The sequence below is a fragment of the Mycolicibacterium confluentis genome, assembly GCF_010729895.1.
In the GTDB taxonomy this organism is placed as follows: Bacteria; Actinomycetota; Actinomycetes; order Mycobacteriales; family Mycobacteriaceae; genus Mycobacterium; species Mycobacterium confluentis.
Map to the genome: position 1 here is coordinate 1,733,384 of NZ_AP022612.1, position 25,306 is coordinate 1,758,689.

Sequence of the window (25,306 nt, forward strand, 5' to 3'; positions counted from 1 at the left end):
GTCACCACGGCCCGAAGTCGGCGCTGTTGGCCTGCCGCAGGGCAGTGACGTAACCGCTGCGCTCATGGGCGACCTCGTCGGTGCCGAACGGCACCGCGAGCAGCCCACGCACGTCGTCGATCGAGGTGTATCCCTTGGCCGTCATCCACTGCCGTAACCCGTCCAGCAGGTCGGCGGCGTAGGCCGGGCCGTGGCGCAGCAACGCCGACGCGGTCATCACCACATCCGCACCGGCCAGCAGAAACTTGACCACTTCCGTCGAGTCCACGACACCGCTCGTCGCGGCCAACGATGCACCAATCCGGCCGCGCAGCAGCGCGATCCACGTCAGCGGCAGCCGAGCGTCGGCTGCTCTCGACAGCGAAGCCCCGGGCGACACGGCCAGCGCCTCGATGTCAATGTCGGGCTGAAGGAAGCGGTTGAACAACACCAGGCCGTCCGCGCCGGCCAGATCGAGGCGCCGGGCCATATCCGCGGTCGCGCTGAAGTAGGGGCTGAGTTTGACGGCCACCGGGACGCTCACCGCGGCCTTGACCCGAGCCAGGATGTCGAGGTGGCGTTCTTCGACGTCGCGGCCCGAGATGTGGGAATCACCGGGCAGCGAATAGATGTTCAGCTCGATCGCCGCGGCACCGCAGTTCTGCATCGATCGGGCGTATCCGGCCCAACTGCCGGGTGCGCCGGCGTTGATGCTGCCGATCACCGGCACCGAGACGGCTTCGGCGGCGCGTTCGAGAATGCTCAGGTAGCGGCTGGGCCCATGATCGTCGGCGGCGTCCGGGAAATACGACAGCGACTCGGCGAAGCTCTCAGCACCTGCCGCGCGCAGCCCCGCATCCTCGTCGGCTTCGCGGCGCAGCTGTTCTTCGAACAGCGAGTACATCACCACCGCACCGACTCCGGCGTCGGCCAGGCGCCGGACGCCGTCGACGGTCTTCGACAGTGGCGACGCCGACGCGACCAGCGGGTTGGACAACTCCAGGCCCAGGTAGCGGGTTTTCAGTTCCATCAGCGATCCCTGCGAGCGTCGGGGTGGAAGTGCGCGGCGGTTCGGGCCGCCATCTCTTCGTAGACGGCCCAACGCTGATCGATCGCCTGCTCGGCCAACTCCAGCAGGCGTTCGCCCTCCACCGGATCGGTCTTTGCCAACGTACGGTAACGCAGCTCCCGGTAGGAGTAGTCGGCCAGTGGGATGCGCGGCCGGTGCGAATCGAGCAGGAACGGATTGGCCCCGGCGGCTCGCAGCACCGGGTCATACCGCAGCAGCGGCCAATGTCCGCTGGCCACGGCGCGGTACTGCTGATCCATCCCGAGGCGCATGTCGATGCCGTGGGCGATGCAGTGGCTGTACGCGATCACCATGGAGGGCCCGTCGTATGCCTCCGCCTCGCGGAAGGCCTGCAGGGTCTGCTGCGGGTCGGCCCCCATGGCGACCTTCGCGACGTAGACGTTGCCGTACGCGATCGCCTGCAGGGCAAGGTCCTTCTTCGGCACGGTCTTTCCCGCCGCGGCGAATTTGGCGACCGCACCCAGCGGCGTCGATTTGGACATCTGGCCCCCGGTGTTCGAGTACACCTCGGTGTCGAGCACCAGCACGTTGACATTGCGCCCGCTGGCGAGCACATGGTCGAGCCCACCGGAGCCGATGTCGTACGCCCAGCCGTCACCGCCGACGATCCACACGCTGCGCCGAACCAGCTGATCGGCCACGCTGAGCAGGTCGGCGGTTCGGGCGGGGTCGAGTTCGGCAAGGCGGGCCCGCAGCTGGGCCACCCGCTGCCGCTGGGCCGCGAGCTCCGACTCCCGGAGCTGCGGCGCCGTCAGGATCTCGTCCACCAGCTCCGCCCCGACGGTGTCGCGCAGCTCGGTCAGCCGCTGCCGGGCCAGCTGGACGTGGGTGTCGGCGGCCAATCGCATGCCGAGCCCGAACTCCGCGTTGTCCTCGAACAGCGAGTTCGACCAGGCCGGCCCTCGCCCGTCGGCGTCGGTGGTCCACGGCGTGGTGGGCAGATTGCCGCCATAGATCGACGAGCAGCCCGTGGCGTTGGCGATCATCAGCCGATCCCCGAACAACTGGGACAGCAGTCGCAGGTACGGCGTCTCGCCGCATCCCGCGCAGGCGCCCGAGAATTCGAACAGCGGATCGAGGAACTGGGTTCCGCGCACCGTGCCGAAGTCGACCTTGGACCGGTCATTGGTCGGAAGCGACTCGAAGAACTCGATATTCGTCCGCTCGGTGTGCACCCGCGGCTCGGCTGGGCCGAGGTTGATCGCCTTGGCCCTGTCCGGGCCGGGGATGACGACCGGGCAGGCCTCGACGCACAGGCCGCATCCGGTGCAGTCCTCGACGTATACCTGTAGCGAGAACCGGGCGTTGGGCAGGCCGACGGCGTTCAACGGTGCGGAGGCGAAATCCGCTGGTGTTCCGTCCAGTTCGGACTGATCGTAGAACTTGGACCGGATCACGCTGTGCGGGCAGACGAAACCACAGTTGCCGCATTGGATGCAGGTGTCCGGATCCCACACCGCGACGAGATCGGAGATGTTGCGCTTCTCGTAGGCCGTGGTGCCGCTCGGGTAGGTGCCGTCGACGGGAAGCGCGCTGACCGGCAACGCATCTCCGCGACCGGCCATCATTTCAGCGGTGACGGTGCGGACGAACTCCGGCGCCGACTCGGGCACCGGCGGTGCCGGTGCCCACAGCGAGGTGACCGACGCGGGCACCGCGATCTTCTGCAACCCGGCCACGGCGCCGTCGACGGCGGCCATTTCCTTGGCCAGCACCTCGGCGCCCCGGTTGCCGTAGGTGTGCTGCACCGACTCCTTGATCCGGGCGATGGCCAGGTCCCGGGGCAACACGTCGGAGATCGCGAAGAAGCAGGTCTGCAGGACGATGTTGATCCGTCCGGCCAGTCCGGCCTCGCGGGCGATCCGGTCGGCGTCGACGGTGTAGAGCGTGATCCGCTTGTCCAGGATCTGCTCCTGGACAGGGCGGGGCAGCGCGTCCCACACCTTGTCGGCGGCCAGTCGGCAATTCAACAGCAGCGTCGCGCCGGTGCCGGCCCGGCCGAGGACGTCGACCTGGTCGAGGAAGTGGAACTGATGGCAGCCAATGAAATTCGCACCGGTCACCAGGTAGGGCGCCCTGATGGGATGCGGCCCGAAGCGCAGGTGCGACTCGGTCCGTGAACCCGACTTCTTCGAGTCGTAGACGAAGTAGGCCTGGGCGTGCAGACCCGGCTCGGCTCCGAGGATCTTGATGGTGTTCTTGTTCGCGCCGACGGTCCCGTCCGAACCGAGGCCGAAGAACACCGCCCGGACCGTGTCGGGCGATTCGATGTCAAATGACGGGTCGTAGTCCACGCTGGTGAAGGAGACGTCGTCGTCGATGCCGATGGTGAACCGCCGGCGCGGGTGCTCGCGCGCCAGTTCGGCGAACACCCCGGCCACCATGGCGGGGGTGAACTCCTTCGACGACAACCCGTAGCGTCCCCCGGTGACGCGTGGCAGGACCAGACGTTGGCCGTCGGCGTGCGCCTCGGTCAGCGCCGCGACGACATCGAGGTGCAGCGGTTCGCCGACCGAACCGGGCTCCTTGGTGCGGTCCAGCACGCCGACCGTGCGCACCGTCGGTGGCAGCGCCGCCAACAGTGCCTCCGTGGGAAAGGGCCGGTACAGCCGGACCTGCACCACACCGACCCGCTCCCCGCGTTCGACGAGCGCAGCCACGGTCTGCGCCACGGTCTCGGCGCCGGAACCCATCAGCACCAGCACGCGCTCGGCCTGCGGGTGCCCGTGGTATTCCACGATGTGCATCGTGCGGCCGGTGCGCACACCGAGGCGGGCCATCAGGTCCTCGACGACCCCGGGGACCCGCACGTAGAACGGGTTGACCGTCTCGCGGGCCTGGAAGTACACGTCGGGGTTCTGCGCGGTGCCGCGGATGAACGGCCGCTCGGGGGACAGTGCGCGTTCGCGATGCGCCCAGATCGACTCCTCGGGCACCAGGTCCCGCAGGTCGTCGTTCGACAGCGTGTCAATGGTGTTGATCTCGTGGGAGGTTCGGAATCCGTCGAAGAAATGCACGAACGGTATCCGGGTCGCGAGAGTGGCCGCCTGTGCGACGAGCGCCAGGTCGTGGGCCTCCTGGACCGAGGCGGACCCGAGCAGGGCGAATCCGGTCTGCCGCGTGGCCATCACGTCGGAATGATCGCCGAAGATCGACAATCCTTGGGCGGCAATCGATCTGGCAGCAACATTGATGACGGCGGAGGTGAGTTCGCCAGCGATCTTGTACATGTTCGGGATCATCAGCAGCAGGCCCTGCGACGAGGTGAACGTCGTGGTCAGCGCGCCGCTCTGCAGGGCGCCGTGCAGGGCGCCCGCCGCGCCGCCCTCGCTCTGCATCTCCACCACCGTGGGTACGGTGCCCCACGCATTGGGGCGGTGCGCGCTGGACCAGGCGTCGGCCAGTTCGGCCATCGGGGACGACGGCGTGATCGGGTAGATGCAGCACACCTCGTTGAGCCGGTAGGCAACCGAGACCGCGGCCTCATTGCCGTCCATCGTGGCGCGAGTCATGTCGGCTCCGGGAACATTTCGATGGCGTGCACCGGGCACTGGTCGGCGCAGACAGCGCAGCCCGTGCACCTGTCGTAGTCGAACCGGTACCGGTGTCCGACACCGAGTTTGATCACCGCGTCCTCCGGGCACGCCCCCAGGCAACCGTCGCATTCGAAGCAGTTGCCGCAGGACAGACAACGTCGCGCCTCGTAGACCGCCTCATCGCTGGACAACCCGCCGACGACCTCCTCGAAACCCCGGACTCTCGTGGCCGGTTCGAGTTCGGGCTGCCGACGTTGTGCGGTGTCACCGAAATACCAGGGGTTCAGCGCGGTGAAGGTGGCGGTCGGGTGTTTGGGGGGCCGCTCGGACGCCGCCCCGCGCAGCCAGGCGTCGATGTGGCGGGCCGCCTTCTTACCGTGCCCGACACCGACGGTGACCGTGCGCTCCCCGGGCACCATGTCACCGCCAGCGAAAACCCCCGGACAGCCGGTCATCAGCGAATCCGAGACCCTTACGTTGCCGTCGGCGTCGACTTCCACTCCCGGCAGGGTGCGCATGAACGCCGATTCGGTCTCCTGTCCGAGCGCCATGATGAGAGTGTCCGCGGCCAGCGACTCGAAGAGTCCGGTGGGTTGGGGACGCCCGTCCGCATCGAGTTCCATGACCTCCACCTGCAGCTCGGGTCCGTCGAACGCGGTGACCGTGCGCAGCCAGTTGATCCGCACACCCTCGCGCTCGGCGTCCTCGGCCTCCTCGGCATGGGCGGGCATCTGATCGCGGGTGCGGCGGTAGACGATGACCGCGTCCTCGGCGCCCAGGCGGCGGGCCACGCGGGCCGCATCCATGGCGGTGTTGCCGCCGCCGTAGACGGCGACGCGCCGCCCGATCGCCGGCTTCTCGCCGGAGGCGACGCTGCGCAGGAACGACACCGCGTCCACCATCGTGCTGGCGTCGCGGGCCGGGATGTCGACCCGCTTCGCCAGGTGCGCGCCGACCGCGACGAACACCGCGTCGAAGTCGCCGTCGTCCCGCTCGGCCGCGAGGTCGTGCACTCGATGACCGATTGTCAGCCGCACACCCAGGGCCGCGATCCGGCCGAGTTCGTCATCGAGCACATCCCGGGGGAGTCGGTAGCTGGGGATGCCGTACCGCATCATTCCACCGGGTATCGCGCCCGCGTCGCGGATCTCGACCTCATGCCCCAGCCGTGCCAGCTGGTAGGCGGCCGACAGGCCGCTGGGTCCGGCCCCGACGATCAGCACCCGCTTGCCGGTCCGGGCGGGCGGTGCCTCGAACCTCCACCCGCGCTCCCGCGCGAGGTCGCCGAGAAACCGCTCCACCGAATGGATGGACACCGCGGTGTCCAGATATGCCCGATTGCAGACGGTTTCGCACGGGTGATAGCACACCCGACCGTGTATCGCGGCGAAGGGGTTGTCCGCGACGAGCTGACGCCACGCGGCTTCGAACCGGCCGGCGGTGGCGTGCGCGAGCCAGGCCTGGATGTTCTCCCCGGCCGGGCAACCGGCATTGCACGGTGGCAGAAGATCGACGTAGACGGGTCGGCGCCGCCGGACCGGGCCAGCCCGGGAGCGCCCGTGGGCCAGGTCCGCGAGCGGCGTGAGGTCGTCGAAACCTGTCACCCGGGAGTCAGACGTCCTTGAAGGCGCACACACAGCACGGGCATGCTCATGACCTGTCCTCCCTCAGCTCCCGACGAACGCCAGCCTCCCATGCCGGGTGGCCAGCCACACAGGGTCGAAGGTCATTTGATGAGCCGCCGGATCCGGTGCAGAGGGCCGCCAGGCGCATCCGTCGGTGGGCGGCGGTCGGCGTACGGCCAGGGCTGGTTGCGTTCGGGCACAGCCGACGCCCGCACCTGCTTGAGCTGCATCCGAAGGTGCTGACGCAGTTCATGAAGTTCCGCGTCGGGCCAACGATTGTGGGCCTCGATGGGGTCCGCCGTCAGGTCGTAGAGCTCCCACTGGTCATCGATGGGGTCGCTGCGGTACGCCTCGCCACCCAGACCGTCGGCCGCCAGATGTCGCACGCCGGGTTCGGTCCACGTCGCCGGATCGTCGAAGGTGCGCACCAGCTTCCACAGATGCCCGCCGCCGCCTGGGGCATCGGCGTCATCGACGCGCAGCACGAGTCCCTCGAAGTTGGCGGCGACGTGGGCGGGCACCTTGATCCGCAGCGGCGCAGGGGGATTGGCGTCCCGGCCGAGCTTGCGCGCCGCACCCGAGGCTCCGGTGTCACCTTCGAGCACGTTGTCGCGGGTCATCAGATAGATCGGCCGGTCGTGGTCGGCGGGCGCGCCGTCGACCACCGGCATCAGATCGCGGCCCGGCAGCGGATGCACCTCGCTGAACGATTCGGCCAGTGTCTCGGCCGTCGCGTCGACGTCGATTCCGGCGGCCCCCAGCAGCGTGGGCACCAGATCGACATGCGACGTCGGCGCCACGACCTGCCGCGCGCTGGTCGCCTGGGAACCGATGCGGGCGACGACGAACGGCACCCGGGTGGCCTCGTCGTAGAGGTTGAACCACTTCTGGTGCAGGCCGCCGTGCGCGCCGAGCAGGTCACCGTGATCGGAGGTGCGCACCAGCACCGCGTTCTCCGACCCGCCGTCGGTGACCGCGCGCCGCACCCGGTCCAAAGGCCCGTCGACCTCGGCGTGCAGTCGGTAGTAGAAGTCGCGGTACTGCTGGGCCTTGCTGCGGTAGGTGCGTTCGATGACCGGCGCCGGCCCGTAGCCCGAGTAGTAGGCCTCACGGAAGGCGATCTGCGCGGCCGGTTTACCGCGCAGGTCCTCGGCGGCGGTCGGGGCCTCCGGGACGTGCGGCGGGTCGAGTTCAGGTGAAGGTGTCAGCGGCATGCGGCGCACCCACGCCGGAAACAGCACGATGTCATGGGGATTGACGAAACTGGCCACCAACAGGAACGGCCGCAACGCGGCAGCGTCACCGGCGCGGCGTCGCGCGTATCGGTCCTTGAGCCAGGCGACGATCCGGTCGGCGAACAGCGGGTCGCGCCGAAAACCGCTGTTGGACATGGCCGCTCCGTGCGGCTCGGGACCCACCCAGCCGGAGAAGCCGAACGGCCCCAGGGGGTCGGCGTCCAGGTAGGCCTGCACCGCGACGGGGTCGACGACACCGTCGTCGTCATTGGTGGCCAACGGCTCACCAGTCCGAGGGTCCTCGAGGTCGGCGTGCGAGATGTGCCATTTGCCGTCGTAGTGGGTGTCATAGCCGGCGGCGCGGAACCAGTTGCCCAGCGTCGGCACCTCACCGCGGCGCAGCCACCGCAGCCGCGAGTCGTCGTAGCGCTTACCGATCCCGTCGGTCTGGGTGACGCCGTGCAGATCCGGGTACTGGCCGGTGAACAGCGTCGGGCGACTCGGCACGCACGCCAGCGAGCCCGTGTAGTGCCGGGTGAAGCTGACGCCGTGCTCGTCGAACCAGCGCCGGCCACTCAGCACGCGCTGCCGCCACGCCAGCACGTCATCCGACTCATACGGCGGGATGGCCCGCTCCTCGTCGGTCATCAGGATGATGATGTCGGGTCGATCCGTCATGTCGCTTCTCCCATCGCCCGGGCCAGGCCGTTCAGCATGGCATCGGATTGCTTGGCCATGACGCGGGCGATGACCCGCTCCGCAAGCGCGGCCACCGGCCCGGACCCGATGTCGACGCTGCTGGTGAGTGTCACGTGCGTCCCGTCGCCGACCGCCTGCAGGGTCCACCGGTTGGACAGGGCGCCCATCCGGCGCGGGAGGCCTTCGATGGCGTACGCGAGGGCGTCGGGCGGCGAGAACTCGGTGATGCGCTCGACCACGGTGTTGCGGCCCATCTGAATTCGGCGGGTGGTGCCGAGGACGTCGGGGCGGGCATTGAGTACGCAGGAGTGGTCGACGCCGTCGGCCCAGGCACTGATCGCCCCGAAGTCGGCCAGCACGTCCCAGATGGCCTGCGGCTTCGCGGGTATCGACCGGCTGCGGCTTGCATGTGACACACGGCCATCCAACACGATGGGCGACGCCGAGGCGACGAATCAGGCCCGCTGAGGTGGGCGTGTCCGTAGGCTGACCGCGGTGTTCTCGGTGAACGAGACGTGGGCGGGGGATTCGAACTGCGCAACTCCATGCGCAATTGACCTGCGTCCGATCAGGTCAGCACGTCACGAATCGCATCATCCAGGAATTCCGCGAACGCGGCATCATTGCCCGGGCTGGCCACGCAGTGCCCGAACGGCGAGTCATACGGCCGGAGTTCGGCGTTGGGCATCTGAGCGACTTCCAGCTCGTTGTCCTCGGGCGGAAAGTACAGGTCCTGGGTACAGGGGATGACGACTGCGCGGGCCGTTATCGCCCCGAGTGCCGCGTGAAAATCGCCGCCGTAGAGCGGGTTTGCGCTGATGTCGCCCTGCTGCCAGCTCCAGATCTTGGCCAGCAGGTCGTGGGCGTTCCAGTTGTCGACGTGGTCGTTCTCCCAGTCGACCAGCAGATCCTCGATCGAGTCGTAGCCGAGCGAGCGGTAGTGCCCGTCACGAAAGAACGTCTGCGAGTAGGCCCACCCCGCGTACACCCGCGCGAATGCCTTGAGTCCCCGAACCGGTGACCCGGCCTCCCAGAGGGGATCGGCCTGCAGGGCCGCTTTGACCCCCTCGAGGAACACGAAGTTGTGCGGTGACGTCTTGGCCGACGCGCAGAACGGGACGATCGCATCGACGACGTCGGGATACAGCGCACCCCAGTGATACGCCTGACAGCCCGCCATGGACCAGCCGGCCACCAGCGCGATCCGCTGCACGCCGAGCTTCTCGAACAGCAGCCGATGCTGGCACCGCACGTTGTCGTAGAGGGTCACCCTCGGGAACTTCGCACCCCGCTGAAGGGGTGCGGCGTTGCTCGGAGACGTGGACAACCCGTTGCCGAACATGTTGACCGACACCACGAAGTGATGTTCGGGGTCGATGGCCCGCCCGGGGCCGAAGAAGCCCTCGTTGCGGACATGGGTTCCGGTGTAGAACGTCGGCAGGACGACGACGTTGTCGCCTGCCGCGTTCAACCGACCGTAGGTTCTGTACGCCAACACCGCATTCGACAGCGTCTCGCCGCCGAGCAGGGGCACGTCACCGAGGTCGAAACTCTCCATGGTCAGTAGAGCCGCAGGTACTCTTCGACCTCCCAGTCGGTGACGGCCTGGTGATACCGCTCCCACTCGTCGAGCTTGTACGCGACATACGACTTGAGCATGGTCGGCCCCAACACCTCTGCGACCAACGCGTCGTTCTGCAGATGACCGACGGCGTCCAGCAGGTTGCGGGGGAGCCGGCGGATGCCCAGGGCCTCGGCCTCCTCGGGCGTCATGGAGTACAGGTCGCGGTCGGTGGGCGCACCCGGGTCGGTCTTGGCCGCGATGCCCTCCACGCTGGCCGCGAGCGTGCACGCCAGCGCGAGGTAGATGTTCATGCACATGTCCGCGGCGCGGTTCTCGATGCAGTAGCGACTCTGCGGCAGGCGGAACTGGGCGGCGCGGTTGTTGTGGCCATACGTGATGTTGGTGGGCGCCCACGTGACGGTGCCGCCCTCCAGTCCACCCACTCGCGGCACAAGTCCGTTGTAGGAGTTGACCGTTGGGCAGGCGATGGCGGTGATCGCCTCGGAGTGAGCGAGCAGGCCGCCGACGGCGTAGCGGGACTCATCGCTCCATCCGCCGTCGGGGTCTTCGAAGAGGTTCTCATTCGGTGCATCCAGGGAGCGCAGCGAGAAGTTGATGTGCGCACCCGAACGCCAGTCGCCCGTCGTGGGTTTCGGCATGAACGTGACGAACATGCCGTGCCGCTTGGCGACCTCCTTGAGCGCGAGGCGCAGGAAGACCAGCCGGTCGGCCATCTCCAGCAGATTCGTGTAGTGGAAGTCGAGTTCGAACTGGGAGTAGGCGCCCTCGGCGACGACGTCGTGCAGGTTCCAGCCCAGGCCCTCCAGCATGTCCATCATGTCCTTGAGGAAGGGCATGGCGTCCAGGGAGTGCTCGACGTCGTAGCCGTAGGCCTGCCGGCGCGGACGCAGGCCGCCGACCTGCTGGGGATCGCTGTCGAAGGCCTTCACCGGCTGGCCGTTCTCGTCCCAGCGCATCACGATGAACTCGGGCTCGATGCCGGCGTATCCGGCGTAACCCTGTTGCGCCGCTTCATGAATGGTGCGTTTGAGGGCCTGCCGCGGGCACACGTTGTACGGCTTGTCCTCCCAGAACGGGTCGGCGAAGATGATGGCCGTGCTGGTGTCCCACGGGCAGATGTACACCGCGTCGAGATCGGGGACGGGGATCTGATCGGAGTCGGCGGCGGTCAGTTCCGGGACGAAGGACACCGAGTGCACGGCGAACTGCGGGCCCTTGCCCTTGCACAGCGCCTCAAAGTCGCTCATCGGCACGGGCTTGGTCTTCGGAACGCCGAACAGGTCGATCCAGCACGACAACAGGTACTTGACACCGGCGGCCTCCAGCTCGGCGCGCACGGCGGCGATCTTCGCGTCGTCGGGCAATGCCTCGGCAAGGGTTTCGGCGTAGCGGGGCGCGGTGCTGGTGTCGGGGTCGAGCGTGCTGGTCATAGCTCTCTTTCCGTGCGGGGTTTCGTGACGAGAGGCAGAGTATCTCCACATGAAACACTCCGCATCTCGAAACGACACTCGACGGTGTGGTCACCGCTTGCCGGTCAGCCCCAATCGCCAACTCTGCGAACAGTGTTCGCAGCTCCAACGTTCGTCCATGACCACGCAACCCGCCAGCCCGATCCACGGCGGGATGTCGTCGAAACGGACGGACACGCCGTACATGAGTGCGCGACTGCGCCGCGCCCCGCAGCGCGGGCACGCGGCACCGTTCTCACCGCCCTGGACAGCTCTCGCTGCCCTTGCGCACCACACCGAACGTGACTGCGGTGCTCTCGGTGAACGTCGCCCCGGGCGCCGGAGTGGAACTGCACACCACCCACGCGCGATCGTTGATCTGCATCCGGTCCTGACCGGTCAGGTCGACCGAGTCGCTGAACCACACCTGGTCGTCGGTCAGCGACTGGATGGCGTCCTGCGCCCCCTGCAGATCCGAGCCGATCAGATTCGGCATGGTCCACGAATCGGCCGCCGCGACCGGCGCCAACGCAATCGCACCCCCGAAAGTCACCGCAGCGACAACGGCCATCGACAGAGCTCTCATGATTCCCCTCCACGTACCTGCGGGCCCCTTCGGCCCACGCGACGCATGATGGCACGACGCACCGACAAGCCCACGCGAATATTGTCGCCCCCATCAGTTAGCCTCCCCGGAAGCAGATCCGCTCACGGGGGAGCACACATGACCATCACGCCGATCGAACCGCCGCGCCTGGCCAACGCCGCCGAACGACGCACCTGGCAGGCGCTCGTCGACCAGCTTGAGCCCAACGACCTCGTCGTTCCCTCGAAGCGCGTGACCGACCACCTCAAGGATCACGAGGTCGACTTCGTCGTCGGGATCGAGGGTGCCGGCATCATCTGCCTGGAGGTCAAGGGTGGGGAGGTGTGGCACGACGGGGACGGCTGGCGGCAGATGCGCGGCGGGCGCCAGCACACCATTGAGCCGGTCCGCCAGGCCCGGGAAGCCTGCTACGCGCTGAGGGATTTCGTCGAGAAGGACCCGCGCTGGACGCAGGGCCGGCTGCGCTGGGATCACGTCGTCGTGCTGCCCAACACCGAGCTGCCCGACGACTTCGGCCTGCCCGAGTGCCCCCGCTGGAAGATCATCGACCGCAACGATCTGCCGACACTGGTCGACAAGCTGCGTGAGCTCATCGTCAAGCAGGAACTCGACCGGCCACTGCTGACCCGTGACGGCATCGACCAGCTCGGGACAGCGCTGAGCGGCCGGGGCCTGCCGCAACGCGACGTCGTCGCGCGCGCCCTGGCCAACGAGGATGCCGCCGATGCGCTCACCGAACATCAGGCCGTCATCCTCAACGCGGCGCGACTGCTCACCCGGATCGAAGTGCGCGGCGGCGCGGGCAGCGGCAAGACCTTCCTCGCGATGGAGCAGGCCCGCCGGCTGGCGCAGCGTGGCGAGCGCGTCGCGCTGGTCTGCTACTCGCACGGGCTGGCGTCCTACCTGGAACGCATCACCGCGACCTGGCCCCGCCGCCAACAGCCCGCCTACGTCGGAGAGTTCCACGCGCTCGGCGTGCAGTGGGGCGCACCGGAAGGCCCTGATGAGGCGCTGCGCAACGAGCAGACCGTCCAGTTCTGGGAGCATGATCTGCCCAGCCAGATGGCCGATCTGGCAGCGCAACTCGAGCCCGGACAGCGCTTCGACTCCGTCGTCGTCGATGAGGCTCAGGACTTCGCCGACGCGTGGTGGGATCCGCTGCTCGGCGCGCTGCGGGATCCCCTCGAGGGTGGGTTGTACGTGTTCAGCGATGAGGGGCAGCGGGTGTTCAACCGGCACGGCTCACCGCCGGTGCCGCTGGTGCCGCTGATCCTTGACCACAACCTGCGCAACACCCGCCAGATCGCCAACGCGTTCCAACCGCTCGTCGATCACCCGATGCGTTTCCTGGGTGGCGAGGGGCCCGCGGTGACGTTCGTCGAGTGCAGCCGGGACGCAGCGCTGGGTGTCGGCGACGATCAGGTGGAGTTGTTGTTCGACGAGGGTTGGCGGCCCGAGGACATCGCGCTGCTGACCACCGGCAGCCGCCACCCCGAACAGGCCGAACGCCAACGTGACGGCAACAAGGCCTACTGGGACACCTTCTGGGACACCGACCAGGTGTTCTACGGTCACGTGCTGGGATTCAAAGGGCTCGAACGGCGCTGCGTGGTGCTGGTGGTCAACGAGCAGAACCGATTCGACCGCTCCCGGGAACGGCTCTACGTCGGATTGTCCCGTGCCCGTGACCAACTCGTGGTCTGCGGCGATCCCGAGTTCATCCGTGAAGTCGGGGGAGCGGACCTGGCCCGCCGCCTCGGCATCGGGAGCTGAATGGTGGCCGCGGACGACGGAGGCACGCGCCCCCAGAGGCAGGCCGATCTGATCTTGGTCACCTGCGTGAAGTCGAAGTTGTCGCGCCCCTCACCGGCCAAGGATCTCTACACGTCATCGCTGTTCAAGAAGCAGCGCGCCTACGCTGAGCATTGCGGCATGCCGTGGTTCATCCTGTCCGCTGAGCACGGTCTGGTGGATCCTGACGAATGGCTGGCGCCCTACGAGCGCTACCTGCCAGACATGACGGTGGAGTACCGGGTTGCGTGGGGAGCGTGGGTGGCCGCCCGGCTAGAATTGCTCGCTGGTCCGTTGCGAGGTAAAGCGGTCGAGGTGCACGCCAGTTCCACGTACCTCAAAGCCGTTCGTCCGCACCTCGAAGACCTCGGCGCACTGGTACTCGATCCACTCCGTGGGCTGCCTATGGGACACCGTCTAGCGTGGTATCCGACGACGGCCCCCGCGGCCGCGACCGTAGCTGACCCGCACGAGGTCGCAGTGGAGTTCGTGACCGCCCTGCGCGATAGCGACCGTTCGGTGTCGCCGGCGGAGTTCCTCGCCCGCGGACGAAACGCCGCCGACGAGGCGGGCCTGTACAGCTGGTGGGTGGATGTCGTTGGTGCCGAGCAACTCAGCCGTGGCCTGGGATTTTCGATCGCGCCGGGGCTGATCTATGCCGGGTTGGCAGGTGCCACCCGCTGGCCCAGCGGCGGGCGGTCGAACAACACGCTATGGCTGCGCATTACAACCATGCACCTCGGCGGCAACCACGAGTTCTCGACGTTCCGCCGCACTCTCGGCTCGATTCTGGTCAGTGCCACTGGCGTCCGCACCATCGACGAGAGCGTGCTGACGGAGTGGATGCACCATCACCTACGCGTGGTAATCGTTCCCTTTCAAGACCGTGACACGTTGGGGCGACTGGAGAAGGATGTACTCGCCACCCTCGACCCACCGCTGAATCTCCAAGGCGTGGCAGGTACACCGCTGAGGCGCCGGATCAAGGAGCTCCGTCGTGCCGTGACCACGGCGGACGGCTCGGCCTAGTCCAGCTGGATGATCGTCACCGTCCCGCCGGCCGGGTTCGTCACTGCCAGTTGTCCATACGACAGGGACGTCACGTGACCGGGCCCGGTGTGGATGGTTTCCAGGACTTCCATGCCGTAGTAGTACCCCTGGATCTCGATGATGCTCATGGTGCCGGTCAGATCATCAACGACGAAGGCGCGGCTGCCGTCCTCGTTGATCGCCAAGCTGCTCACGGACCCGCTCAGTTCGACCTCGCTGGCGTACTCGAGCCCCCCGTAATAGTTGGTGTCGTACTTGATCAGCCGGGTGACGCTGTTCTCGGTGACCGTCACGTAGATCGAATCCCCGTGGGTGGCAAGCTTTCCGACTACACCATCACCGAAGTCGACGGTATCGACAACCTCCACACTGAAGTTCGACTGCGCTGCGTCGCTGCTCGCCGCTCGACCGCCAAGGTTGAAACTGACCATCAGACGTGACATGGCGTGCTTACTCGTCGTGACCACATTGCCGTTGTTCCCGATGATCTTGACCTCACCGAAGGTCATATCTTCGTCGCCAAAGAGTTCCATGCCACCGACCACCAGCGGCGTCTGCCCGGCGCCGTACACGCCCAGTTGGCTGCCGGATGATACGACCAATTGCCCGCTGACAGTCGAGCTGCCATTGACGACCACCATGCTGGTCGGTACCTGGCTCAGCACGATGTCGGTGGTGTTGATGACTAGGCCTGCACCGCTGATCGTCCCGACGTCGATCGTGAGGTTCGGGTTGACCACCACCACCTCGTTGGACCCTTGGATCGGCTGGTGCACAACGGTGCCGGGTGCCAGCTCGATCGTCTCAACGGTCAACGTGGTCGGGTTCGGGATGTAGAGGTTGTTGTTCCAGTTCACCACGATCTGACCGCTCGTGTCGATCACGGTGATGGGTGTGATCGTGATCGGGATGACGGTCGGAGGCAGATGAATCACGGTCGTGTCGACGACAATCCACGACTGCGCGGGGATCGTCACTTCCACCGACTCCGTAGTGGTGTTCTGGCCGTCATGGGCGGTGAGGGTGAACTCCACCGTCCTCTCCTCCTGTGAGGTGCCTGCCGGCGTCAAGGTCCACTCCCAGGTGTCGGCGCCGGTTTGGGCCACGGTGACGACACCCTGACCCACGGGGGGTTGGGTGACACTGACGACCACTGGGCCGTCGCCGTCATCGGTGACGCGGATGGTGCCGACCACGACGCCACTGTTGGAGGTTACGGTCGAGATCCGCTCGATCACAGGTGCTTCGTTGACGGGAGTGGCATCCAGGCTGACGGTCGCGACGGTCGCGTGTCCGCCGAAGGGTTTGAAGAATCCCAACAGCCCGTGCAGGTGGAATCCCCTGTCGATCACCGCGACTCGGAACGTGTCTGGTCCGCCCAGGGTTCCGTCGGCTTGGACGGTTGCGGTGTAGGTGAAGGTGCCGTCGGGGTGCAGTTCGACGGTTCCGTTGGCGGGTTGGGTGATCACCCGGTATTCGAGTCGGTCGCCGTCCTTGTCTTGCCCGACGACCTGCCCGGTGACGACACCGGTCGCCGACGGCTCCTCCAGCGTGACCGTGACGGTGGGTGTGGAGTTGAAGAAGAAACTGTTGACTCGGCGCAACGCCACCCAGGCGAGTTCGACCAGTTTGGTCACCGGCGAGACCGGTGCCCCCGGCGCGGCGCTGGGGGCCAGGCCAACCAACGCCAGCAGGCCGCCGACGATGCGAGCCGGCACCGCGATGAGCGCACCGATCGGCGACAGCGAGGGGCGGCTTGTCACGGTGATCGGATCGGGGGCGACCGGAATCTGGGCCGCTGTCAGCGGTTCCGCCGAAAGGACGGTCGGTGCGACGGTGTTCACCGTCAGGGTTGAGAACCGCTCGGCCAGCGTCCGAGTCGTGATGCCTGGATCGGTTCGTGTCACTCGGATGAGCTCGGCGCCTTGTGCCGTCAGGCTCGGCGACGTGACGATCGATCGGACAGCAGAGTCATCGATCTCAATCACTCTGCCAGGTGCAGAATCCGGACCGGAAGTGTCGATGAGCGCATCCGCGGGCCTAGAGGTGGGAACCTCGAGTTCGGGATCGGGCGTCGAGACCTCGGGCGACGGGGGATTCGCGCCACCGGCGTCACCGACCGGAGTCGTTGTGTCCGAGCGGGTGTCAGCGGCAGCCTGAGTGGGTTGCGCATCGACGGACACGGTCGCGCCGGTGCGCGCCTGGCGGAGGTCGTCCCGAAGTTTGAGTCTCCGCGGTGACAGTTCCCGAGGTGAAGGTCGTGTCGACTCGGTCGACTCCGCGGTGTCGGCATCGCGAGTGCGGATGCGGCTCTTGACGCGTCGCGTGGGTTCGTCGGCCTGCGTCGCGCGTGTCGGAGTTGATGATTCGGTGTCCGATGGCCGTGAGGATGCCGTCGGACCCGGCGATCCGGTATCGGTGGAGTCAGCGTCGGCGTGCGCCACGCCCTGTCCGCTTGACACCGCGATGCCCAGTCCGACAGCCAGCGTCAGACCGCCCAACCGCGATGCGTTCTTTGCACCTTCCATGAGCACATCTCCAGGTGGAGTAGGGGGACACTCCTGCGTCCGAAGGTCGACCCGGCCTTCGATCTGGAATATGTCAGATTCGTCAATATCTGACATGAGTTTGCTGGAACTGGTCCGCAAGTATGCCTGGGGAGTTACTGTGAATCGTCTGTGCGAGGTGAACCAATAGTTTGGGTATCTAATTCTCGACGACGGAGGTGCACGTCAGGACGGTCGATGGTCGACGACTCTATGCATCCTGGGGCGGATTCGCCGCCGATGGGGTGGCGTGAAGTCACGGCCGGGAGGCCGTTGGAGCGTCGGCGGACACCCGGCGCGGCGTTAGCCCGATAAGGGGGGATCGAGGCAGGCGGCACCGCGCACGAGGCCTTGACCTGTTCCCTCGTGTGGTGGGTCGGCCCCGGTTCGCACGGACTGCCCCGCGATGGCCGTATCGGAGTTGTCTGGTCCCAAAACCTTTGTGGGCACAGGAATTGTGTCGGACCCTGACCATAAAATGGTGTTGTTCAATCACACCGGGGGGTTGCTTGTCAGCATCACTGATCCAATGGCCGGTCTGCGGTAGGTGCCACGAGGTGGCCCACTTCCCGTGGATGGGCGGTCCGCATGACTGCGACGGAGCCGAGGACACCGCGAGGTGCGCGGTCACCTTTGTCGAGCCGGAGCCGGAGGGACGCTTCATCAGCGACGTGCTGATGGAGATCACCATTGGCGGCTGGGAGCTTGCACACCTGGAACGTTTCATGGAGCGGGTTCGTGACGACGATGAGGTGAACAGCATCGAGGTCCTCGTGCGTACCGGCGGAACCTTGGAATTCTTCGGTGGCCTGTGCATGTACAGCGCCGAGATCGGCCGCTACAGCTCCGGCTGGGACGACGAAGACTGAGCCGTGAGACGGCCACCCCTGCTTGACTGGGGTGATGGCAGAGCGGAACAGGCTGCGTATGCCGTTCACGGAACACCCCGGACGGCGGCTGCTGGTGGCCGCAGCGCTCGGGATTGCCGCCACCGCCGGTGCTGCGGCGCGGGCGTGGCACTGGTCCGTGATCCTGCTGGGCTGGGATGTTCTCGCGGTGACGTACATGGTGTTGACCTGGGGCTCGCTCTGGAGGATGACCCCAGAGGAGACCGCCGAGCACGCGGGTGGTGAGGAACCGCCCGTCGACCTGGTGTTCGCACTTGTCGCGACCGGAGCGGTGGCCAGCCTCGCCGGTGTCGGTCTGCTGCTGGCGAATTCCGGGCACGGGCACGCCAGGACCGCAGCGGAATGGGTGGCAGTGGCCAGCGTGGTGATCTCCTGGTTCGCCGTCCACACGCTGTATGCACTCACCTACGCCAAGATGTATTTCAACGGCGAGCCGGGCGGCATCGACTTCAACAGCGACACCAAACCCGACCGGCCGCAGTACAGCGACTTCGCTTACGTCGCTTACGCGGTGGGCATGAGCTTCGCCATCTCCGACACCGACCTGACCACCGCCGCGATGCGTAAGGCCGCGTTGACGCACGCCCTGCTGTCATACCTGTTCGGCGCGGTGATCATCGGCTCGGTGGTCAACTTGATCGTCTCGGGCTGAAGCCAGGTGGCCCCGACCAAAGTCGCTCGAAGGCGGGCAAATAGAACACCCCTCAGGCCGCCGGTCGCGCCGAGAAGAGTCTGCCGAACACAAAGTCCCAGGTGGGCTGTTCACGAGCCTCTTCTGAGCGCAGGAGAACTCGGGCGCAGGAGAACTTAGGCGCAGGAGAACTAGGGCGCAGGCGGGGGCGGTGCATCCGGTGCGGGCGGTGGCTCCGGGGGCGGTGGCGGCGGCAGGGCCGGCAGCGTGATCGGCGGCAGTCCAGGGATATTGATGACATTCGGTGGCGGCACCGGCGGCCCCGCATCCGGAGGCGGCGGCGGCGCGTCCGGCGGAGGCACATACACGGGCGCCGGCGCCACACCGCTGCTGGTGTAGATCGTGACGATCGACCCCGGGATGGTCTTGCCCTTCGGCGTGGTCCCCACCACCGAACCCTTGGACTCGTAGCTGTTGATCGGCGTGGGCTCATCCGCGACGCGGAACCCGGCCTCCTCCAGCTTCTTTCGCGCCGCATCCAGCTTCAGCCCGGTCACCGACGGCACCTCACCGCCCGGCCCACCCTCGACGTAGCGCGGGTCGGTGGGCGGCATCTTGATCTCGCCGAAGTCCTCGGCGATCGGCTTCATCGCCAGATACCACGTCTGGGCGGGCCCCTGACCGCCGAACAGGGTGCCCGAATCGCACTTTCGCAGCGGGTACGAGCACAGCCCTGAGGGCGCGGAGGAGTCGTCGAAGATGTAGTTGGCCGCCGCGTACTGGTTGGTGAACCCCAGGAACGCCGAGGATCGGTGCGACTCGGTGGTGCCGGTCTTACCCGACATCGGCAGGTTCCAGCCGACCGACCCCGCCGCAGCGGTCGCTGTGCCGATGGTGTGGTCCTTGCCCAGCGCGTTGGCCAGGGTGTTGGCCAACCCTTCGGGCACGGCCTGCTCGCACTTCGGCGTCTCCAACGTGACTTCGCGGCCGTTGCGGTCGAAAACCTTGTCGATCGGCGTCGGTGGGCACCACACGCCACCGGAGGCCAGCGTCGCCGCCACATTAGACAACTCGAGCGCGTTGAGCTCCAGCGGACCCAGCGTGAAGGAGCCGAGGTTCTGCTTCTTCGCGTAGTCGGCGATGCTGTCGTTGCTGTCGGGTTCGTAGGAGCGCGCGGTGCCCGGTTCGGCGTAGGACCGCAGCCCCAACCGCACCGCCATGTCCACCGCACGCGGCACCCCGACCTGCGCGATCAGATTCGCGAACGCCGTGTTGGGGGACTTCGCCAGCGCGTCGGTGACGTTCATCTTGCCGGCGAACCCAGCGCCCGCGTTCCTCACACACCACGTCGCAGGCGGGCAGCCGTCGCTGTCGCTGCTGCCCAGCCCCTTGCCGCGGAACGTCTGCGGCACGTCGAGTTGGGTGTTGATGCCCATGCCCATCTCCAGGGCAGCCGCGGTGGTGAAGATCTTGAAGATCGACCCGGCGCCGTCGCCGACGAGGGAGAACGGCTGCGGCTGCACGGTCTGGGAGGCGTCGAGGTCGAGGCCGAAGGTGCGGTTGTCGCCCATCGCGACGACGCGGTGCGCGTCCTTGCCGGGCGTGATGACACTCATGACGCTCGCGACGCCTTCCGCGGTCGGGTCGGCGACGGTGTCGATCGCCTCCTTCACACTGTCCTGCACCTTGGGGTCGAGCGTGGTGCGGATCAGGTAGCCGTTGCGGGCGACGTCCTCCTTGGACAGCCCGGCGCGTGCCAGGTACTGCAGCGCGTACTCGCAGAAAAACGCACGATCACCCGCGGCGATGCAGCCCTGCGGCAGCGGCTTGGCCCTGGGCAGCACCCCCAACGGCTGCTCCTTGGCAGCACGCAGCTCGTCGGCCTTCTCCGGAAGGTTCTCGATCAACGTGTCCAGGACGACGTTGCGTCGCGCCAGGGCGCCCTCGGGGTTGGTGTACGGATCGAGCGCACTGGTCGACTGCACGATGCCGGCCAGCAGCGCCGACTGCTGCCAGTTCAGGTCGGCGGCGTTGATCGCGAAGTACGTCTTGGCCGCGTCCTGCACGCCGAACGCGCCGTTGCCGAACGCCACCAGGTTCAGGTAGCGCGTCAGGATCTCGGGTTTGGACAACTCCTTGTCCAGCGTCAGGGCCATCCGGATCTCGCGCAGCTTGCGTGCCGGGCTGACCTCGATGGCCGCACGCCGTTCACCGTCGTTCTGCGCGGTGACCAGCAGGTTGTAGTTCTTGATGTACTGCTGCTCGATGGTCGAGCCGCCGCGGGTCTCGCGATTGCCCTTCAGGTAGCCGAACAGGCCGGTCAACGTCCCCTGCACGTCGACGCCGCTGTGTTCGGTGAACCGTTTGTCCTCGATGGACACGATCGCCAGCTTCATGGTGTCGGCGATCCGGTCGCCGGGCACCACCCAGCGGCGCTGCGCGTACAGCCATGCGATGGGCTTGCCGGAGGCGTCGACCATGGTTGTGACGATCGGCGCATCACCCTTGAGCAGCTGCGTCGCGTCATCCTCGGTGGTGTCGGAGACCCGCATGATGAGGACACCGGCCGCGCCCGCCGCGGGAAACATCAACGCTGCCGTGAGCACCCCGGCCAGCACGCAGTACAAGGCTAGTCTAGCTAACCTCACTCGTGTGCTCGGCGGCTCTTCGGCCATGCCCCTCAGCCTAGGGCCCTCGGATACGCCTTCGGCAGGGATCCCCCGTGATACGTTCGGGGCGTTGATATCTCGGGCGCGTGTGCGGTGGCCGACCTGCACAGACGCGGATTCGCAACAGGATCAGTCGGCTTATTGTCGCGCCGTGCGCGGCGAATGCCTGCGAGCCTCCTCCGCTGCCCGTCGCTCCCGCACGAGCGCCGCAACGCGCTCAGCGGCCAGGAGCGGGTCTTCGTGCTCCCACACCCGCACCACGGTCCAGCCCGCGGCGTCCATGAGCTCATCGGTGTTTCGGTCCCGCGCCCGGTTCCCCTCGACCTTGTTGCGCCAGAACTCGGAGTTTGCCCGGGGGGCGGTGTAGTGCTCGGGGCAGCCGTGCCAGAAGCAGCCGTCGACGTAGACCGCGATGCGCAGTGGCCGGAAGACGATGTCGGCGGTCCGGCGCAGACCCGGGATCGGCCGAGCCGCCACCCGGAAGCGCAGACCGCTGGCGTGCAGCGCCGAGCGCAGCGCCTTCTCCGGGCCGGTGTCACGGCTGCGGTTGGCGCGCATGGTCTCGCGCGCGATGTGCGACGAGGCCCACGACTCGCCCGTGCTCATAGAAGTCACGGTATCGGTCGGGTGCTCGCAGCGGCTCCGTGCTTCCGCTATGCGGCGAGCCTGCGGGCCAGGAAGTCATCGATCAATCCGGCCACCTCGTCGGCCGCGGTCTCCAGTAGGAAATGCCCGCCGTCGAGCAGATGCACTTCGGCGTCCTTCGCGTCGTCGGCGAATGCGCGAGCACCGTCGGGACCGAAGATGGGATCGTGTCGGCCCCACACCGCGAGCACTGGGACGCCACTCTCGCGCAGGTATTCGTGTAGAGCCGGGTAGAGCGGCGGGTTGGTCGCGTAATCGCGGAACAACGCGAGCTGGACCTCGTCGTTGCCGGGGCGTCCGAGTGCCGCGGCGTCGAGTGTCCAGGTGTCGGGGTTGACCAGGCTCTCGTCGGGAGCACCGGTGAGGTACTGCCATTTGATGGACTCCAGATCCAGTGCGCCGCGGATCGCCGCCTCGGTCTCCGGCGTCTCCTCGCGGTGGAACTCCCACACCGTCTTCCAGAAGTCCTCGAGAAAGCCGGCCTCGTAACCGTTGCCGTTCTGGGTGACGATCGCCGTGATGGCCTTTGGATGCCGCAGCGCCAGACGCCAGCCGATCGGGGCGCCGTAATCCTGCACGTAGATCGCGTAGTCGGTGATGCCGAGGTGGTTGATCAGCCCCTCGGTGAGATCGGTGAGTGCGTCGAAGGTATAGGCGAACTCTCGCGCCGACGGCGCATCGGACTGCCCGAAGCCCAGATGGTCGGGGGCGACGACGTGGTAGCGGCCAGCCAGCTGGGGGATCAGGTCCCGGAACATGAACGAGCTGGTGGGGTAGCCGTGCAGGAGCAGCAGCGTGGGCGAGGTCGGATCCCCGGCCTCGCGGTAGAAGAGCCGCTGGCCGTCGACGGTGGCGAAGCGGTGGTGAGTGCGGATGGCCATAGCTAACCTCTTTATTGCAGTTTATCGGTTAGTTACCAGTGAAACATCGCGGGTGTAACCTGTCAAGTATCGTTAGGAGGTTAGTCATGGACGTGCGTGCCGCTGGCTCTGCCGACGAGGAACTGCTGCTGGACCTGCTCAACACCACGCCTGTCATCGATGGCGTGCCCCATGACGGCCTCTCGGAGCTGAAGGTGGCCAATGCGTGGATGCGCGCGCGGGGTATCGAGCCTTCCGAGCGGGAGCGTGCGGCGCTGGTGTCGGCGCGCGAGGCGCTCCAGGCCGTGGTGCGCGGTGTGGCGGCGCCGAGTTCGCTGGCAGCTTTCGTCGGCGGTGTTGCCTTGCGCCCCGTCGCCACCGACGACGGTCTTGACTGGCACGTTGAGGTCGCGGGGCCTGTCGACGGTGCGGTGCGCGCGGTGCTGGCCTGGGACGCCCTGCGCATCACCAGCCCGGGTCGGCTGCGCCCCTGCGCGAACACCGAGTGTCAGCTGTTCCTCATCGACCGCAGCAAGCCCAACACCGCACGGTGGTGTTCGATGGCGATTTGCGGGAACCGGATGAAGGCGCGGCGGCATTATCGGCGCACGCACGCGTCTGAGTGAGTGTGTGCGCGGGGTGCCGGGAGTTCAGGGGGCACCCTTTGAAATGCCCGCCTATGAGCGAAATCTGCCGGGTGGCCGCGCCCAGCGCGCGCGTAGGTGCAGAGTTCGGCGCTGGAACTGTACGTAGTGGCGAGCTGGGCGGATCTGCGCTTTGCGCCCGTGGTTGCACGCCGCGCGGGTGGGGAGTTAGTTGCGCTGGCGCGTAGGGGGAAGTTCCACGCCGGCGGAAGGGGGGTAGCTGCGCGCCACGGGTGGGGAGTTAGTTGTGCGCCAGTGGGTGGGGGAGTTGCGGGCCGGCGGGTGCCTCTGCAGTTGCGGGCCGGTCGATGCCTCCGTCGTTGCGCGCACGTGGGTGGCCAGCGCAGATACCCGCCCGCGGCGGCCGAGCGTCCGCCGTTGTACGCAGATCGCGGCGTGTCGGCGTGCAGACACGGACGCTCGCGGCAATGAGAGGGCAGTTTTCATTCACCGCGATCCGTTACCTTCCAGCCAGAGGCCCGCGTCCGTACTGTGGATGTCCGATGCCCCGCAAGGCCCCTTCCGATTGGAATGTGCTGAGCGGCACAGCTTTCCGTTAGAAGCGGCAAGTGCGCATGAATTGGAGGCGGCCGGCTTGAGCGCGTTGAAGTTCCACTGGTTCCTACCGACCAACGGCGGCGACAGCCGCAACATCGTCGGCACTGGCCAGGGTGTCATGGATCCCGGCGTGACGGAGCGCCCGTCCAGCGTCGCCTACCTCGGACAGATCGCCCGCAGCGCCGAACAGCTTGGGTTCGAGGCCGCGCTGACGCCCACGGGCCAGGACTGCCCGGACGCGTGGGTGACCACCGCGATGATCAGCTCGGTCTCGGAGCGGCTGAAGTTCCTGGTGGCGTTCCGCCCAGGCCTGCTCTCACCGTTCCTGGCCGCGCAGATGGCCGCCACTTTCCAGAACCACTCGGGCGGGCGGTTGCTGCTCAACGTCGTCACCGGGGGAGAGGACGACGAACAGCGCAGGTTCGGCGATTTCACCACCAAAGAGGAGCGCTACGCGCGCACCGACGAGTTCCTCGAGATCGTCCGGCTGCTGTGGTCCGGCGAGACCATCAACTACCGCGGCGAGCATCTGTCTGTTGAGGATGCGACGCTGCGTCAGCTGCCGAACCCGGTGCCGCAGATCTACTTCGGCGGGTCGTCGGCGCCCGCGATTCAGGTCGCGGCCAAACGGGCCGATGTCTACCTGACCTGGGGTGAACCGCCCGAGCAGGTGGCCGAGAAGATCGACCGGGTGCGCGCCGTGGCGGCCGAGGTCGGCCGCACGCTGAGGTTCGGGGTCCGGTTGCACACCATCGCCCGCGACTCCTCGGCCGCCGCGTGGGCCGAGGCGCACAGGCTGCTGGACAGCATCAGCGACGAGCGGATCGCACAGAACCAGGCCGCGATGAAACGTTCGGCGTCCGAGGGGCAGCGTCGCATGCTGGCGCTGAACAACGGCTCCCGCGTCGACCTGGAGATCTACCCCAACCTGTGGGCCGGAATCGGTCTGGTGCGCGGCGGAGCGGGCACGGCGATGGTCGGATCCTTCAGCGAGATCGCCGACCTTGTTGAGGCCTACCAGGCCGTCGGTGTTGAGGAGTTCGTGCTCTCGGGGTATCCGCACCTCGAGGAGGCCTACTGGTTCGGCGAGGGCGTGCTGCCGGAACTGGCGCGCCGGGGGCTGTGGTCGCCGCCGTTCGCTGCGGGTCCGGTGTCGCCGTCGGCCGTGCGAATCGGGGTGCCGACGGCCGCGTCGTAGCC

The 25,306-nt window shown here is 67.2% G+C and carries 18 protein-coding genes; 6 read left to right on the forward strand and 12 right to left on the reverse strand.

What is annotated here, in order from left to right; all coding sequences use genetic code 11:
* Position 1 precedes the first annotated feature (1 nt).
* From G6N34_RS08025 to G6N34_RS08060, 8 genes are all read right to left on the reverse strand, one after another.
* Positions 2 to 1,009, reverse strand: a complete 1,008-nt coding sequence (locus tag G6N34_RS08025; protein ID WP_085152429.1) for a dihydroorotate dehydrogenase-like protein — start codon at positions 1,007 to 1,009, stop codon at positions 2 to 4.
* A complete protein-coding gene (nifJ, locus tag G6N34_RS08030) occupies positions 1,009 to 4,581 on the reverse strand; it encodes a pyruvate:ferredoxin (flavodoxin) oxidoreductase (protein WP_085152430.1) in 3,573 nt (1,190 codons plus the stop codon). Before nifJ ends, G6N34_RS08025 begins: the two co-directional genes overlap by 1 nt.
* A complete protein-coding gene (locus G6N34_RS08035) occupies positions 4,578 to 6,209 on the reverse strand; it encodes an NAD(P)-binding protein (protein WP_179965733.1) in 1,632 nt (543 codons plus the stop codon). Before G6N34_RS08035 ends, nifJ begins: the two co-directional genes overlap by 4 nt.
* Before the next feature lie 122 nt (positions 6,210 to 6,331).
* Positions 6,332 to 8,143, reverse strand: a complete 1,812-nt coding sequence (locus tag G6N34_RS08040) for a sulfatase-like hydrolase/transferase (RefSeq protein ID WP_085152432.1) — start codon at positions 8,141 to 8,143, stop codon at positions 6,332 to 6,334.
* Positions 8,140 to 8,598 (reverse strand): SRPBCC family protein, encoded by a 459-nt coding sequence (locus tag G6N34_RS08045; protein ID WP_109788521.1) that lies wholly within the window; start codon positions 8,596 to 8,598, stop codon positions 8,140 to 8,142. Before G6N34_RS08045 ends, G6N34_RS08040 begins: the two co-directional genes overlap by 4 nt.
* Before the next feature lie 134 nt (positions 8,599 to 8,732).
* Positions 8,733 to 9,722, reverse strand: a complete 990-nt coding sequence (locus G6N34_RS08050; protein ID WP_085152434.1) for an alpha/beta fold hydrolase — start codon at positions 9,720 to 9,722, stop codon at positions 8,733 to 8,735.
* Positions 9,723 to 9,724: 2 nt separating this feature from the next.
* Positions 9,725 to 11,179, reverse strand: a complete 1,455-nt coding sequence (locus G6N34_RS08055) for a glutamine synthetase family protein (RefSeq protein WP_085152435.1) — start codon at positions 11,177 to 11,179, stop codon at positions 9,725 to 9,727.
* A gap of 274 nt (positions 11,180 to 11,453) precedes the next feature.
* Positions 11,454 to 11,783 (reverse strand): hypothetical protein, encoded by a 330-nt coding sequence (locus tag G6N34_RS08060; RefSeq protein WP_085152436.1) that lies wholly within the window; start codon positions 11,781 to 11,783, stop codon positions 11,454 to 11,456.
* 138 nt (positions 11,784 to 11,921) lie between these two features.
* Between G6N34_RS08060 and G6N34_RS08065 the strand changes: the two genes are divergently transcribed.
* Both G6N34_RS08065 and G6N34_RS08070 read left to right on the forward strand, forming a co-directional pair.
* Positions 11,922 to 13,577: a nuclease-related domain-containing DEAD/DEAH box helicase gene (locus tag G6N34_RS08065; protein ID WP_085152437.1), complete on the forward strand. Its 1,656-nt coding sequence runs from the start codon at positions 11,922 to 11,924 to the stop codon at positions 13,575 to 13,577.
* A complete protein-coding gene (locus G6N34_RS08070; protein WP_085152438.1) occupies positions 13,578 to 14,624 on the forward strand; it encodes a DUF6884 domain-containing protein in 1,047 nt (348 codons plus the stop codon).
* On the opposite strand, the gene G6N34_RS08075 is transcribed toward G6N34_RS08070, so the two are convergent.
* Positions 14,621 to 17,173 carry an Ig-like domain-containing protein gene (locus G6N34_RS08075; protein WP_085152439.1) on the reverse strand — a complete coding sequence of 851 codons (2,553 nt, stop codon included), beginning with the start codon at positions 17,171 to 17,173 and terminating at the stop codon, positions 14,621 to 14,623. The two genes, G6N34_RS08070 and G6N34_RS08075, sit on opposite strands and share 4 nt — an antisense overlap.
* A gap of 575 nt (positions 17,174 to 17,748) precedes the next feature.
* Here G6N34_RS08075 and G6N34_RS08080 point away from each other — a divergent pair.
* Together G6N34_RS08080 and G6N34_RS08085 are read left to right on the forward strand one after the other, a co-directional pair.
* Positions 17,749 to 18,060 carry a hypothetical protein gene (locus tag G6N34_RS08080; RefSeq protein WP_085152440.1) on the forward strand — a complete coding sequence of 104 codons (312 nt, stop codon included), beginning with the start codon at positions 17,749 to 17,751 and terminating at the stop codon, positions 18,058 to 18,060.
* Positions 18,061 to 18,094: 34 nt separating this feature from the next.
* A complete protein-coding gene (locus G6N34_RS08085; RefSeq protein ID WP_234812927.1) occupies positions 18,095 to 18,751 on the forward strand; it encodes a DUF1345 domain-containing protein in 657 nt (218 codons plus the stop codon).
* A 170-nt stretch (positions 18,752 to 18,921) separates the two neighbouring features.
* Here G6N34_RS08085 and ponA2 read toward each other — a convergent pair whose 3' ends face one another.
* The 3 genes from ponA2 to G6N34_RS08100 form a co-directional block, all read right to left on the reverse strand.
* A complete protein-coding gene (gene ponA2, locus G6N34_RS08090; protein WP_085152442.1) occupies positions 18,922 to 21,405 on the reverse strand; it encodes a transglycosylase/D,D-transpeptidase PonA2 in 2,484 nt (827 codons plus the stop codon).
* Positions 21,406 to 21,537: 132 nt separating this feature from the next.
* A complete protein-coding gene (locus G6N34_RS08095; RefSeq protein WP_085152443.1) occupies positions 21,538 to 22,005 on the reverse strand; it encodes a very short patch repair endonuclease in 468 nt (155 codons plus the stop codon).
* Between the two features lie 47 nt (positions 22,006 to 22,052).
* Complete coding sequence (locus G6N34_RS08100) at positions 22,053 to 22,925, reverse strand: alpha/beta fold hydrolase (protein WP_085152444.1); 873 nt, start codon at positions 22,923 to 22,925, stop codon at positions 22,053 to 22,055.
* Positions 22,926 to 23,011: 86 nt separating this feature from the next.
* Here G6N34_RS08100 and G6N34_RS08105 point away from each other — a divergent pair, with 86 nt between their 5' ends.
* Together G6N34_RS08105 and G6N34_RS08110 are read left to right on the forward strand one after the other, a co-directional pair.
* A complete protein-coding gene (locus G6N34_RS08105; protein WP_085152445.1) occupies positions 23,012 to 23,530 on the forward strand; it encodes a CGNR zinc finger domain-containing protein in 519 nt (172 codons plus the stop codon).
* 613 nt (positions 23,531 to 24,143) lie between these two features.
* Positions 24,144 to 25,304, forward strand: a complete 1,161-nt coding sequence (locus tag G6N34_RS08110) for an LLM class flavin-dependent oxidoreductase (RefSeq protein WP_109788524.1) — start codon at positions 24,144 to 24,146, stop codon at positions 25,302 to 25,304.
* Positions 25,305 to 25,306: the final 2 nt, after the last annotated feature.

What these genes read in the sequence shown, in the direction of transcription:
- G6N34_RS08050 (WP_085152434.1), bottom strand. Translation starts at nt 9,722, where the DNA reads ATGGAGAGTTTCGACCTCGGTGACGTGCCCCTGCTCGGCGGCGAGACG.
- G6N34_RS08100 (WP_085152444.1), bottom strand. Translation starts at nt 22,925, where the DNA reads ATGGCCATCCGCACTCACCACCGCTTCGCCACCGTCGACGGCCAGCGG.
- G6N34_RS08105 (WP_085152445.1), top strand. Translation starts at nt 23,012, where the DNA reads ATGGACGTGCGTGCCGCTGGCTCTGCCGACGAGGAACTGCTGCTGGAC.
- G6N34_RS08040 (WP_085152432.1), bottom strand. Translation starts at nt 8,143, where the DNA reads ATGACGGATCGACCCGACATCATCATCCTGATGACCGACGAGGAGCGG.
- G6N34_RS08025 (WP_085152429.1), bottom strand. Translation starts at nt 1,009, where the DNA reads ATGGAACTGAAAACCCGCTACCTGGGCCTGGAGTTGTCCAACCCGCTG.
- nifJ (WP_085152430.1), bottom strand. Translation starts at nt 4,581, where the DNA reads ATGACTCGCGCCACGATGGACGGCAATGAGGCCGCGGTCTCGGTTGCC.
- G6N34_RS08060 (WP_085152436.1), bottom strand. Translation starts at nt 11,783, where the DNA reads ATGAGAGCTCTGTCGATGGCCGTTGTCGCTGCGGTGACTTTCGGGGGT.
- ponA2 (WP_085152442.1), bottom strand. Translation starts at nt 21,405, where the DNA reads ATGGCCGAAGAGCCGCCGAGCACACGAGTGAGGTTAGCTAGACTAGCC.
- G6N34_RS08055 (WP_085152435.1), bottom strand. Translation starts at nt 11,179, where the DNA reads ATGACCAGCACGCTCGACCCCGACACCAGCACCGCGCCCCGCTACGCC.
- G6N34_RS08095 (WP_085152443.1), bottom strand. Translation starts at nt 22,005, where the DNA reads ATGAGCACGGGCGAGTCGTGGGCCTCGTCGCACATCGCGCGCGAGACC.
- G6N34_RS08070 (WP_085152438.1), top strand. Translation starts at nt 13,578, where the DNA reads ATGGTGGCCGCGGACGACGGAGGCACGCGCCCCCAGAGGCAGGCCGAT.
- G6N34_RS08065 (WP_085152437.1), top strand. Translation starts at nt 11,922, where the DNA reads ATGACCATCACGCCGATCGAACCGCCGCGCCTGGCCAACGCCGCCGAA.
- G6N34_RS08075 (WP_085152439.1), bottom strand. Translation starts at nt 17,173, where the DNA reads ATGGAAGGTGCAAAGAACGCATCGCGGTTGGGCGGTCTGACGCTGGCT.
- G6N34_RS08085 (WP_234812927.1), top strand. Translation starts at nt 18,095, where the DNA reads ATGGCAGAGCGGAACAGGCTGCGTATGCCGTTCACGGAACACCCCGGA.